The sequence below is a fragment of the Aureispira sp. CCB-E genome, assembly GCF_031326345.1.
In the GTDB taxonomy this organism is placed as follows: domain Bacteria; phylum Bacteroidota; class Bacteroidia; order Chitinophagales; family Saprospiraceae; genus Aureispira.
On sequence record NZ_CP133671.1, the window covers coordinates 165,958 to 179,852 of the forward strand.

At 36.1% G+C, this 13,895-nt stretch carries 7 protein-coding genes; 4 read left to right on the top strand and 3 right to left on the bottom strand.

Going from position 1 to position 13,895, the window contains the following annotated elements; genetic code table 11:
- Positions 1 to 408 precede the first annotated feature (408 nt).
- Complete coding sequence (locus tag QP953_RS00745) at positions 409 to 3,081, top strand: S8 family serine peptidase (protein WP_309553654.1); 2,673 nt, start codon at positions 409 to 411, stop codon at positions 3,079 to 3,081.
- Positions 3,082 to 3,220: 139 nt separating this feature from the next.
- On the opposite strand, the gene dinB is transcribed toward QP953_RS00745, so the two are convergent.
- Positions 3,221 to 4,276, bottom strand: coding sequence for a DNA polymerase IV (gene dinB, locus QP953_RS00750; RefSeq protein ID WP_052595674.1), 1,056 nt, complete (start codon positions 4,274 to 4,276; stop codon positions 3,221 to 3,223).
- A 311-nt stretch (positions 4,277 to 4,587) separates the two neighbouring features.
- Here dinB and QP953_RS00755 point away from each other — a divergent pair, with 311 nt between their 5' ends.
- Complete coding sequence (locus QP953_RS00755) at positions 4,588 to 4,986, top strand: hypothetical protein (RefSeq protein WP_156039722.1); 399 nt, start codon at positions 4,588 to 4,590, stop codon at positions 4,984 to 4,986.
- 79 nt (positions 4,987 to 5,065) lie between these two features.
- Here the strand turns inward: QP953_RS00755 and QP953_RS00760 are convergent, their stop codons facing one another.
- On the bottom strand, positions 5,066 to 5,581 hold the full coding sequence (locus QP953_RS00760; protein ID WP_309553655.1) for a hypothetical protein: 516 nt from the start codon (positions 5,579 to 5,581) through the stop codon (positions 5,066 to 5,068).
- Positions 5,582 to 5,989: 408 nt separating this feature from the next.
- The gene (locus QP953_RS00765) at positions 5,990 to 7,795 is read right to left on the bottom strand and encodes an acyl-CoA dehydrogenase family protein (RefSeq protein ID WP_052595755.1); all 1,806 of its coding nucleotides are present in this window, start codon (positions 7,793 to 7,795) and stop codon (positions 5,990 to 5,992) included.
- 635 nt (positions 7,796 to 8,430) lie between these two features.
- On the opposite strand from QP953_RS00765, the gene QP953_RS00770 reads away from it, so the two are divergent.
- On the top strand, positions 8,431 to 9,462 hold the full coding sequence (locus QP953_RS00770; protein ID WP_052595680.1) for an AraC family transcriptional regulator: 1,032 nt from the start codon (positions 8,431 to 8,433) through the stop codon (positions 9,460 to 9,462).
- A gap of 194 nt (positions 9,463 to 9,656) precedes the next feature.
- Entirely contained in the window at positions 9,657 to 13,634 is a 3,978-nt protein-coding gene (locus QP953_RS00775; protein ID WP_309553656.1) for a T9SS type A sorting domain-containing protein, read from the top strand.
- Positions 13,635 to 13,895: the final 261 nt, after the last annotated feature.

A 13,895-nucleotide genomic window follows, 5' to 3' on the forward strand; every position in this document is an offset into this window, starting at 1 on the left:
GTGTATAATTCAACTTCTTGTATCGTTATAATACTATATTTAATAATTGGTAGTCATTACTTTATTTCTAAAAGTAGATTTACAATCTACTAAGGGATTGTTTTGAACAAAAAACTTTAAATAGGCAAAAAATTGCAACTCAAAGGTAGGGGGCAAAGTTTTTTATTCGGTATTAACAATGGACATTGTTATTTTTTAGCCATATCTTTATTTTTTTGTCCTCTTAATAATGAATAATTAGACACAACCACACTCCCAAACGAGTATACCTTAGCCCTCTATTTTTTAGATGTAAAAATCAAGTAACTTTGTAACCTTACAATATCAACACTCTAAAATCCCCTTTAATTTAATATTCATTCAAAAATAACTTAATCGCTCCCCACATCACAGACATAATAAAACAGTATGAAAGGGATTATTTTTTCGATCACAATCAGCATTTTTCTTAGCACCTTCAGTCTTGCCCAAAACGAACAGTATGTTCCCAATCAGTTTTTGATTCAGATCAAGGCTCAGCATAATATCAAAGAACTAATGGCTCGATTAGTTGATTACAACCGTTCTATAGAGTGGCAAAAGCCACAACAACTCATTCCTAACATGGACATTTGGCTATTAGAGCACAACCAACCCAATTTGCAAGAAAAACTTTTACATATTTTGCAAGACTTGTCTATGGTACAGGTTGCTCAGTACAACCACAAAGTAAACCTTCGATCGCCTAGCCCAATGGCAACGACTCCTAATGATCCTTTATTTAACAATCAATGGCAATACATCAATACTGGAGCAGGTGGAGGCACAGCAGGTGTTGACTTAGATGCTGAATTAGCTTGGGATATTACCACAGGAGGACTGACAGCGAACAACGATACCATTGTTGTCGCCATTTTAGACAATGGAATAAGTCCATCTCAAACCGATTTTGGCAACAATATCTGGGTCAACCATGCTGAAATCCCTAATAACAATGTAGATGATGACGGAAATGGCTATAAAGACGACTACAAAGGTTGGAACCCCACTAGCAATACAGATTTAATTGCTGGAGGTTCACATGGAACATCAGTAGCAGGCATTATTGGTGCAAAAGGTGATAATAACAATGGAGTTGCTGGGGTAAATTGGAATGTAAAAATGATGATTATAAAAAATGATTTTAACACCAATGAAGCCCATGTTCTGTCTTCTTATGGATATGTACTCACACAACGAAAAATTTATAATCAAACCAATGGAGCGCGTGGAGCTTATGTAGTTGCTACCAATGCTTCTTGGGGTTTAGATAATGGACAACCCGCCAATGCTCCGCTTTGGTGTTCGTTTTTTGATACCTTAGGCTCCTATGGAATACTAAACATTGCTTCTACCGCCAATGCTAATGTAGATATAGAAGTGGTTGGTGATCTTCCAACAGCTTGCCCTAGCGATTATTTAGTAGCAGTTACCAATATTAATAAATTAGGTCAAAAAGACTTTGGTGCGGCATATGGCAATATTAGTATCGATTTAGGTGCTTTTGGTGCTGGTGTCTACACCACCAAGGCGCCATCTGGTTTTGGCACCTTTGGGGGAACTTCCGCTGCCTGTCCTCATGTAGCAGGAGCTGTTGCATTGATGTATGCTGGAGCTTGTAGTAATTTTATGTCTTACTCTTTAGCGCATCCAGACAGTGCGGCACTCAAAATGAAAACATACTTGATGAACGGAGTAGTCCCCATTACAGATTTGGCAGGACGCAGTGTTTCGGAAGGCTACTTAAACTTAAATAATAGTTTAAACTTATGTGTGAATGACTGTCCTACCAATACCTGTTTCTCTGTTTACGCCATTCACTCTAGTGCTGTTATTGATACACAAGCCCAAATCAATTTCACCTTTACTCCTACCGTTAATCAAGCTCAATATCGCTACAAAGCACAAGGTGGGGCATGGTCTTCGTACAACCTTATTCCTGTAGGGCAATCCAATTTTACATTGAACAATCTCACAGCCTGTACCAATTACGATGTAGAGATTGTCTCTTTTTGTAATGGCTCAACAGGTGAAAAAAACTTTTTTAGCTTCAAAACCGATGGTTGCTGTGAAGCTCCTAGAAATATCACCCATACTTCAGTTAGTCCTGATTCGGTATATGTGGAGTGGTCTAGTGTGCTAGCTGCCAATAGTTATCTAGTTGAATACAAAGAAATTAATACCACAACATGGCAACAACTGCCTAGTACAAGTAACAACAGCTACTGGTTATCTGGTCTAAATGCCTGTAGTTATTATGATTTGCGTATTCAAACGATTTGTAATAATGGTGCTAGAACCAATTATTCGGATACCATCCACTTTGTAACATTGGGCTGTGCATCTTGCAGTACAATCAATTACTGTGCTGCCAATGGCAACAATACGACCGATGACTGGATAGATACCTTTAGGGTTGATAATTTCACCTATGCTTCTGGCAATAATAATGGCTATTTTTTATATAGCAATATTGATATTTTCCTAGGCAAAGGAGACTTTCACAACATAGCGATTAGTCAAGGTAAGAGCTTTACAGAGCATGTAAAAATTTGGTTGGATTTAAACCAAGATGGTGATTTTTGGGATCCAGGAGAAGAAATTTATAGTGCTGTTATGCCTGTTAATATGTCTACAATCTACGGTTCTATCATTGTCCCTCCAACTGCTTTGTTGGGTGTTACTCGAATGCGTGTTGGGATTCGCTGGAACAACCCTCCATTGGTCTGTGGGGTAACCGATTTAGGAGAAATTGAAGATTATTGTGTGCAAATAATTCCAGGAACAGCCATCCAACAACTTCCTAGTAGCCTTAGCACTTGCACCATTGCCCCTAATCCTTTTTCTGAAAAGATTACATTAACGCTAGATTTAAACCAAGATACAGATGTTCATTTGTCAATTCTATCGGCAACAGGGCAATTGGTCTACCATGATATTTTAAAAAATCAAACAACAGGGGTTCATTCAATCGAGTTAGCTCCCAATATGCCAACAGGGGTCTATTTTCTACAAGTCAAAACACAAGACGGACAGGTCACTAAGCGAATTGTTAAATTATAAAGTAGTACTTGCTTCTCTTAGCCAGTTTTCATGCGAAAGCTGGCTTTTTTTATCCTACTGTTACGATTAGGTTGAAACCACAAAAGCTAACTACTAACTATCAACAGTTAGCTGCGCTGCTACTAAACTATACCATCAATCAAAAATCATCAAAATCAAATTTAAGTTGATAACCTATACCAGGAATATCTCCTTGTTTTTGCAAATTAGATGCAGTTAGACCTATTAGTCTTATTTTTTCAAAGCTATCTATGTTATCTCGTAATAACTCGTGGGCAAACTTCCGAATTTCATCCAAAGAAGTAATATAGTACTCCTTCGACAAAGAGCGAGTCATGAGTTGAAAATCACTTGTTTTTAACTTTAGTGTAATCGTTCTACCAAAATTATTGGCTTTGGTCAGCCGTTCAAAAAACTGTAAGATAATTGGCTCTAAGGCTATTACAATATCTTCAAATGTTGATAAATCTTCTCTAAAGGTTCGTTCTACAGCCAACGATTTTCGAATGCGATTGGAATTAACTGGTCGGTTGTCAATTCCTCGGACAATGTTATAATAAAATCGCCCGACCTTACCAAAATATTGCGCCAACTCTAGTTTGGTCAATTTTTTAAGATCTCCTCCCGTTTGAAGACCAAGGCTACGCATTTTTTCAGCCGTTACCTTTCCGACTCCATGGAATTTTTTTACGGGCAATTGCTCCAAAAAGGGAATAGCTTGATGAGGACGAATAACCGTAATGCCATTGGGTTTCTTTAAATCCGAAGCAATTTTAGCAATAAATTTACAGTAGGAAACACCCGCAGAACAGGTCAATTGTGTAGCTTCCCAAATGTCTTGCATGATGCTAGTGGCTACATCTGTTGCCAAGGCAATATTTTTTTTATTGGTTGTTACATCCAAATAAGCCTCATCCAACGAAAGAGGCTCTATCGAATCTGTATACGATTCAAAAATTGTACGAATCTGTTGCGAAACTTGCCGATACACATCAAATCGAGCAGGGACAAAAATTAGTTGAGGACATAATTGCTTGGCTCTAAAGCTAGACATTGCAGAGTGCACCCCATATTTACGAGCCTCATAACTAGCCGTTGCCACCACTCCTCTAGAACCTCCTCCTCCTACAGCTATAGCTTTTCCTTTCAGTTCTGGATGGTCTCGCTGCTCTATGGAAGCATAAAATGCATCCATATCAATGTGTATAATTCGTCTAGTATAATCAGCTTCTATTCCCAATTGTAAAAACTTAAAATGCCTGTAATTTTAATACGAATATACTATGATTTATTAGGAATAATTAGAATCATATTCTTAAATAACAACACTTCCTGCTAAAATAAAACACATTATAGCATTGCCAAAACGACGAATATGAGTTCATGTGATACCAATATTGCTTTTCTCTTGACGAATATGGATTTTTTGTTCACAAAAAGATTTAATAACTTATATTAGAGTAATACTAATATTTAAATTCATTCATCACCTAAATTTATACAACTATGAAAAACTTATTTTTATGCAGTGTTTTCTTTTTCCTAATGAGTTTCTCTTATGGACAGACATTAGTTGTCACGAACTCAACAGGTTTCCCGCTTACCGTTGGAGCGCAACTGACCTGCGAATCTCCCAATGTATGTCCACCTAGTATTGGAGCATCCGTCAACACAACGGATCCAGTTCCTGACGGAACAACAACAACATTAACATTTCCAGACCCTGACTCAGGTTGTACAGGACCTTATCGTCCTTATAGAATTGGAGCTAGTATTTTTGGTGGGGGATCGGCGAGTTGGCAGATAAACACTTGCTGGAATCCAGCTTGTGTCACTAGTTCTGGTCCCTTTAACATTGTCATTACATTCTGTTCAGACACAGAAACTCATGTTACTATTTTTTAGATTGTAGCTTGTTCCCTACTTGATTTCTTTTAATATTAATGCTTTGTTTCTACTGGAATAAAGCATTTTTATCTATACATTATCGTTTCCAACGGTTGTAAATTCTCTCGCAATAAGCTTTAAAACGCCATCGAACCAACAACTCTAACAGTATTAAAGCAGGTAATATAGTTACCAGATACAAGACGACTAAAGTAGGTAGAAAACTATTTAGATAAATTAGAAAAGGTTGTAATAATCCAAACATTAGGGTTGTGACAAATGGCAATAAGGTAAGCAACATATAACAAAACAAATAAGTAGTATCGCCTTTGGGTCCCTTTTCTCGTCCCGATATTTCGGGTTTAACTCCAAAGATGTATACCACTTGCAAAAAAAGCATGGACAAAAATGAGTAACGCCCTAACAACTTTCCATATCCCTCTAAATTATAAAACAAATCATTGAGCAAAGTAGGTAATAAGTGCGCATAACCTAACATTGCAAAGCTAGCTGCTATTAAGATCAATAGTCGAATTAATAAAAAGTCATCGGTTATAATGGTTTTTCGCTGGTGCTTTGAAGAATTTTTTTTCTCCAGGACAGGCTCTTCCATAATTTGGTTTTGGTGGTTGATTTTTCGAATAAAGACATAGCTTGTCTGGGGTAAGTCTAGAAAAACAAAACGTCATTTAAAAAACGCCTTAGGTTTTAGTTAACTAAAAAAACAAAATAATAGTTTCACTTCAATACAAAAAAGTATTACGATCTTCTTATTAATCTATTTTGTACAACTCTCAAAGCACTTTTTTCATAATTTTCGTTAATGCTTATCACATAATAAATCTTCTGACAGCTTTTCGTTCTATTTTTAGACAACAGGCTACTTTATACAATTACAGATTACGCAAAAAAGACAGGCTTAATTTTTTCAAAAAAAAAGCCTACAGTAAATGAATACCATAGGCTTTGCAATAAATTGCTATCTGTCTTACTTCAAACAAGAAGTAGAATCTACATATTTTTAGTAACAATATTCGTTAGACTCAATAATTGGTTTAGCGATTGCTCTACGAGCATCTCTAACGTTTACTGTTTTGTATTTTGCATAACGCTTGATTCCCATCAACATCATACGCAATGGTTCGCCTTCTGCAAATGAGCAGAGAGCGTCTTTTGCATTTTTAGCAATTCGATCAATTGCATCAAACAAGAACACCTCTAAGATATGTGTTGGATTGGTCACATCGCCCCCTTTCATAGCTAATTTTTGAACTCTCAACAACAAAGATTCTGCTGTAAAGACATCCATCATTACATCAGCAATATTCATCGTAATTTGTTGTTCCATTTTCAAATCCAAATTACCATCCATTTGAGCTTTGGCAGCACCACCAGCCACAATCAATAGAATTTTTTTCATATTCTTGACCGTGTCAATTTCCACTCCAAATGCACCTTCTGTTTTAGAAGCACTAGGCATAGATGTCAATTCTTTTTGTACCGCCCATGCTGGACCAACCAAGTCGATGTGTCCTTTCATCGCACGCTTTAAGGTCATTGCCAAAGTCAATAAGCGGTTGATTTCGTTGGTACCTTCAAAGATACGATTGATACGAGCATCGCGATAATGACGTGCTGCTTCATACTCTTCAGAGAAACCATATCCTCCATGGATTTGAACCGTTTCATCGACAACATAGTCCAACATTTCTGATCCCAATACTTTTAACATAGCGCACTCTACAGCATATTCTTCAGCTGCTTGCAACTTCGCTTCTGCATAAGACATTCCTTTGCCATTATCATACAATGCTTCTGCTTTTTGTTGCAACAACATTGACGTACGATACAAAGCCGATTCTACAGCATAAATTTGAACTGCTTGCTCTGCCAGTTTATATTGAATAGCACCAAAACTAGAAATAGGTTGTTTGAATTGGTGACGCTCATTAGAATAAGCAATACCAGCGCGTACATTGCGTTTAGCAGCTCCCAAAGCCATTACACCTAACTTAAAGCGACCAATGTTCAATACATTAAATGCAATTAAGTGCCCTTTTCCGATTTCGCCTAAAACTGCTGATTTGTGTACTTTTACATTTTCAAAAAATACTTGACGAGTTGAAGATCCTTTGATACCCAATTTGTCCTCTTCTGCACCAAGGCTTACTCCTTCTACACCTGCTTCTACTAAGAAACCTGTAAATTTATCTCCGTCTACTTGAGCAAAAACGATAAAGACATCTGCAAATCCTGAATTCGTGATCCACATTTTTTGACCAGAAATAAGGTAGTGTTCCCCGTCTTCTGTTGGCATTGCCTTTGTTTTTGCTGCCAAAGCATCTGATCCTGAGCCTGGTTCAGTTAAACAGTAAGAAGCAACCAATTCTCCGGAACACAATCCTGGCAAATATTTTTTCTTTTGTTCTTCCGATCCATAATAAAAGATAGGAAGCATTCCAATACCAGTATGAGCAGAAACAGCAACAGAGAAACATCCTGCATAGCCAATCTCTTCTGCTATAATGGTGTTGGTATTGGTATCCATAGGCATTCCACCGTATTCTTCTGGGATATGAGGTCCCAACAATCCTAGTTCTCCAGCAACAGCTAACTTCGCTTTTGCTAGACCTTCTTCTTGCTTTTCTAGTGCTTGGTAATTGGGTTCGATCTCTGTATTAACAAAGTCCTTTACCATTGCACGAATCATATCCTGTTCTTCATTCGTATCTTCGGGGGTAAAAGTATCTTGAGGTAAAGAGTCTTTGATAATAAACTCACTTCCTTTTAAGACTTCTGTGGTCTTATTTTCTACTACATCTGCCATAATTATATTATTTAATGATTTTCTTGCTTGATTCAATACAGTACCTATACCATATTGTTTCTGCATTATTTTGTTAGTTGATTTTTGGTAATATTGGTCCATTGGTCAAGAGATTTTCACCATCAAGACTAAACTATAAACCCAATATTAGTTTAATAGTTTATCCTAAACGCAAAGAAAGAGGCAACGCTAGTGACGCGAAACCTCTCTCTTTCTCCAAAAAGGACAAAATATTCTTCGATTTATTTATACGAAGATAAGAAAAAAAATTAAAATTTACAATTCCTATAAACAAAAGAAGGATGTTTGGTTTTCTCTCTTATTTAGATCATAACTCACGTTGACTTTACAGTTTAAGTCTCTTCATTACAATAGAGTAAGTCTCACCTATCAAAACCTCCAATTGATGGTTTAAAACCTTTGGTTGTTACAACTAAAAGATAAACACTTTTGTACTCAAAAAGTTTTCGCCATCAATATCCCACAAACACATTTTATATATCTTATATCTACATAGCTAAAAAATAATTATAGCTCTCATACATTAATATTGCTTCTTAAGTTCGTTTATAATAAGGTTTCGTTTGTGCGACCAAATATCTTTAACAAAATATTTTAACTATCTTCTATATAATATGAATACATCTTTAAACAATCAGGTTACTTTTTCAACTTTTGAAAAAGCTATCAAAAATGCCCTTCCTCTGACTCAACAGGAAAAATTTTCTTCCTTTTTCACTTCTGTTTACAAAGTTGACTTTGACTTGCCTCAACTTGGGCATATCAAAATTGAGACTAAAAAAATTAGCGATAGGTTTACCTTTCAAGTACTTGAAGTTTATCCTACTCAAGACGCTATACTTGATGTTACGGCAAAAAAGGCAACGGTAGGATTTAGTTTTTATGTTTCAGGAAAAGCAAATGGTTATTTAGTTGATAAAAAAATGACACTTCCCATGGTAGCTGATACAGGAATTATTTGTGTCAGTAATTATGGACGCTCGCAAATCCATTTTACCAAAAATCAGCCTTTTGTAAATATTAATCTGTTTATCCTTAGCAAGCATTTTATTGATTTTATGGGTAAATCATTCTCTTTTCTACCTAATGAATTTCAAATGGCTCTACAAGATGATAGCATTTACTACGGGATAGGAGGAGCTACAAAAGCTGAAATTAGCCAGCATCTTTGGGATTTGCGCAACGATAATTTCACCAACCATAACGCTGCTTTTTTGAGAGAAAGTACTGCTCTAAAAATCATGGGCATCCAATTGTCGGAACTAGTCTATGACAAAAAAAAGGAAAAGGCAGAAGATATAAGAAAAATCCAATTGGCGCACGATATTATCAAAAACTCTTTAATGAATCCTCCCAAAGTAAAAGCACTTGCTCAACAAGTTGGTTTAAGTGAATTCAAATTAAAAAATGGATTTAAGAATGCATTTAAAATGCCAATTTATACTTTCCTAATCGATTGCCGTATGAAAAAAGCTGTCGAATTATTGACTAAAAAAGGCTATAGCGTCAAAGAAACAGCTTATGATATCGGTTATTCCAACCCCAATGCTTTTTCTAATGCATTTCTAAAAAAGTACGGCGTATATCCAACCGAATTTGTAAAAAATCAAACCGTTTATAAAGATAATCCATCTACGCAACCATAAAGCTAGTAAAGGTGTTACTCCGTTTTGAGTAGATTTTTCTGTAAAAATAGTAGATACTTATGCTCTAAATAGACGTAATTTGCCTTATTAACTTTCCCTTTCTCAATCATTCCCTTTTTCATTACAACTACTTAATAAATAAGCAGTTGAGGCACTTTATTGTTTTTATTTAACCCATTATTATTATTATTATTATGAAAAAACATTTTTGGATTATTTTATTCTTATTTGGTTGTCAATTATCCATCGCCCAAATAAAACTAGAGTGGGATACTCATCCATCAACTACCACACAACTTAACGAAACCCTTTGTGACCCTCAAGTCTATATTTTATATTTTGAATGGGACTCTGGAAGTGATGTACTAAAAGCAGATACAAGTGCTAATTCTGATGACTATGATGAAGTGACCCTGAGCCTAAAAGAAGAAATATCTGGGCAATGGACCACATTACAAAATGTAGGAGGTACAGGGGTTGTATTAAATACCAAACAGGTCAACTCTGGTAGCCCCTATGGTGGAATCTATGGCGTTTTTAGTGGCACTTCTTCTGGTACTAGAAAGTTCAAACTATTTGTCACTAAAAAGAACTTTGTTCCTGTTAAGGGAGGCGGATACACTAGCACTATTTACAGCCAAACAGAATCAGCCCCTTATATCCTTAAGGTTACTATGAAACCACTACAAGTTTCTTGTAAATTAAAAGCAGGAACACAGCTATTGAATAGCAATGCATCTTTCTCTGCAACTAATGTTGTTTGTGACCATGATTTAATTCTCACCAATATTACATCCTCTTGTGCAAAAGAATTTAGGATTAATATAGAGGAATATAATTCTAATGGTCAATCGTTAGGAGTAATACACACATCAGGGATTCTGTCTAGTTCTATTTTATCTCCTAGTATAAACCTTAATACCTTTTTCAATGGATTAATCCAAAAAGACAAATTATATAGAATTAATTTAAGAGTAAAAAAGGGGAATAATTGGACAAGTGTTAATAGTAACGTATTCTTCATCAATTACCACCAATCCAAAAACCCTACAATTTCTATCAATACCCCAAAAGATATTTGTATTGGAACTCCTGTTACGATTACCTTATCTGATCCACCCAACAACTTTCAATGGACATCAACAAGTGGGACATTACCAACAGGCATTAGCAGCACCATTACTCCCACTCAATCGGGCTTATACAATATAACATCTAGTGACTATTGTGTCAATTTACCATATGATTTGGAACTGAATGTCAACCCTCTTCCCACTATTGATCTTAGCCAGAATCCAGCCGTACACTGTGCCAATGTTCACAACTTAGTGCATTTCTCTGCCATCACAAATCCAACAGGAGGCACAGGAAATTGGTCGATCAACACAGGATCTATTTCTAGTACGGGGGTATTCAATCCAACTCTAAATTTTATTCCCGCTAATTTTGTAGCCACTTATACTTATACCGACCCCAATGGCTGTACTGATAGCGAAGATTTTTCCTTTACGTATTATAATCCATCTACATTTACAACAAATGTCAACCATCTAAGTTGTTATGGTGCTAACGATGGGGAAATCTTCCCCGTAGCAACAGGCTATCCTCCTTACAATTATACCCTTAATGGTAATTCACTTCCGCCAGGCTTTTCAGGACTAGCTGCAGGAACCCATCAAGTAGCATTAACGGACGGACACAATTGTGTTTCAACAAAAAGTATTGTCATTACTCAACCTCAAGCACTAACAGCCTCACTAAGTCTGCCTTCTCCTCAAAACCTTTCTTGTTATGGCACAGGCGTTTACGTACAAGTCAACAACGTGCAAGGAGGAACAGGAACCTACTCCTATGATTTTGGAAATGGTTTTTCATCTAATTATGGTCAACTTCTTTACCCCAAAGCAAGCCCTTATCAAATTCGAGTCAAAGACCAAAATGGTTGTATCAAAACCTTTTCTTTTCAGGTTAATGGTCCTTCTGCTCCGATTAGTGTTACTCCATCGTCTACAGATCCTTATTGCAATGGACAATCGAATGGAACCATTTCTTTGTCTGTTAGCAATGCCGTTGCTCCATTAAGTATTACTTGGAATAATGGAATGTCAGGTGCTAACCTTTCAAATTTATCGGCAGGTACCTATGCTTATACTATTGTCGATGCCAATGGCTGCCATAAAACAGGTACGGTTACCTTAAACTATCAAAATCCTACTGGAGATATTTCCGTTAATCCTTCAATAACACACAGTGCTTGCTTAGGTACTAACGGAGGTTCAATACACCTATCGGCTCCTACTAATGCTAACTATAGTTATGCTTGGAGTACAGGAAGTAATAACAATAATATTGTTAATCTAGTTAGTGGTAATTATAATGTTACCATTACAAACAATACAGCTCCCTTTAGCGGTTGTAAGGTGGTCAAACATTATGGTATCAACGATAACAATACTTCTAATTGGCACAAGAACACCCAAAATACAGTAAGTCAAGAAGACAAGATTATCAAAGTTATTACAGATGCACAAAATAATGTTTATGCTCTAGGAGAGTTTATTGGTAGTTCTCAAATAGATGGTCAGTCTTTTCAAGCGAATAACAACAACAGCAATCAAAAAGGAATCTTTGTTAGCAAACACGATGCTTGCGGGCAACTAAGATGGGTAGATTATACCAACAGTACTAGTACAATTGATATCAAAGGATTGGAAATTGAGTTTGATGGAACAGAGCATTTAAGAGTTTTCGGACAACTAGAAAATCAAGGAACAGCAAATTTTGATGTCCAATCATCCAATGGCTCTAACATAACGCTTGCACCAACTGGCAATAACGATGTATTTAGTGTCCGCATCCGAAAAGGAACAGGTGCTCTATCTGCTCCTATAACATACGCAATCCCTTACACAGATAAAGTAAATGCCGTAGACATTGATAACAACACGCATTACTTTGCTGGTAATTTTGGTGGGTTTGCTCAAGTTAAAAAACAAATTAATAATAACCTTACTGTTGTTTTTGGAGAAACGAACGCAAGTGGTAATAATGAAATGAGTAGCATTGCTGTTGATGGTGCGGATATTTATGCTACTGCTAATTTGAATACTAGTACCAATTTTAATGGCACTACCATTATTAGTAATGGAAAAGAAGGCGTTTTATTCCATTATAACAATGGTGCTCTATCGTGGAACAATGCTAACGCTGAACAGATAACATTAAATGACATCTTGATTGCAAGTAACAATACAATATGGGTAGCAGGTTCTTTGGCTGGTCCTATGAATTGGGGCAATAACTTAGTTGCCAAATATCAAACAGCTATTGTATGCGAATTTAATAGTAGTTTGACGAATAACAATGTTTTTTATATTGATGACAAAAACTCTGTCTTTTCTACAGCAGCAGCGATTGCTTTATCTGAACGAAATGGGCAATTATACGCAGCAGGTACGTATGTTGGTCAAACAATTGGTATGAAACAAGTTTCGAATCCTAATAATTTAGTCCAAGTATCGGGTGGTCTTAACAATCATGCTGCCATGTGGTTAGCCTCTTTGAATTTAACCTCAACGGCATCAATTAACTGGATCAATAATTCATATAGCAATCAACCCATTCAAGTATACGATGTCGCAACTGATGGCTTTAATAGTTATGTCGTTGGAAACTATAAAGACAACATTCAACTCCCTCCTTCTTCTAATCTAAGCAATCCAACCAATGGTTCGTTAAATTTGGGGTATATCATTAGAGGAGGAGATGCCTATGGTCAACCTGTATTTTATAAACCAGCATCGAGTAATATTATAACGAACACACAAACTGCTTTGTCAGAACAAACGACCGTCAACAACCCGACCAATTCATCTATCTACCAATCACTGCTTGAAGTAGACAAATTAAACGTTTCTACCTCCTCTTATTTAAAACTATTTCCTAATCCCAATAAAGGATATTTTACAGTACAAATAGAAGCGCCTGAAACGGGTAAGATACACTTAAGCATAACCGATGTGTCGGGCAAAATTATACATCAGCAGATAGCTACTAAAACAACTCCAATAACTACATTGGACGTTCGCCCTATGCATTTACCTCAGGGTGCTTATATTTTACATATCACCCACAATGGTCATCAACAACATCAAAAATTCTTAGTTCAATAATATTTGATTGTTACAAAACGGTTCTCTTTTACAAGGCAAGTCTCTAAAACGGACTTGCCTTTTTTTGAATCAGAAATTCCATTTATAATACTTAACTACGCTGCTATATCATACCATTTAACGAATAACGCCTTTGTACTCTTAGCACAAGCCCAATTGCCTTTACTTTATACATAATAATACTTAAAATAAATAAAACAATCATTTATTTTTTTTACTAACTTTTATTTGTAGCTTAATGGTATTACAAATCAAATGACT

Bases quoted from the DNA above. Each gene is read 5' to 3' on its own strand.
- QP953_RS00745 (WP_309553654.1), top strand. From the start codon at position 409: ATGAAAGGGATTATTTTTTCGATCACAATCAGCATTTTTCTTAGCACC.
- dinB (WP_052595674.1), bottom strand. From the start codon at position 4,276: ATGGATGCATTTTATGCTTCCATAGAGCAGCGAGACCATCCAGAACTG.
- QP953_RS00755 (WP_156039722.1), top strand. From the start codon at position 4,588: ATGAAAAACTTATTTTTATGCAGTGTTTTCTTTTTCCTAATGAGTTTC.
- QP953_RS00760 (WP_309553655.1), bottom strand. From the start codon at position 5,581: ATGGAAGAGCCTGTCCTGGAGAAAAAAAATTCTTCAAAGCACCAGCGA.
- QP953_RS00765 (WP_052595755.1), bottom strand. From the start codon at position 7,795: ATGGCAGATGTAGTAGAAAATAAGACCACAGAAGTCTTAAAAGGAAGT.
- QP953_RS00770 (WP_052595680.1), top strand. From the start codon at position 8,431: ATGAATACATCTTTAAACAATCAGGTTACTTTTTCAACTTTTGAAAAA.
- QP953_RS00775 (WP_309553656.1), top strand. From the start codon at position 9,657: ATGAAAAAACATTTTTGGATTATTTTATTCTTATTTGGTTGTCAATTA.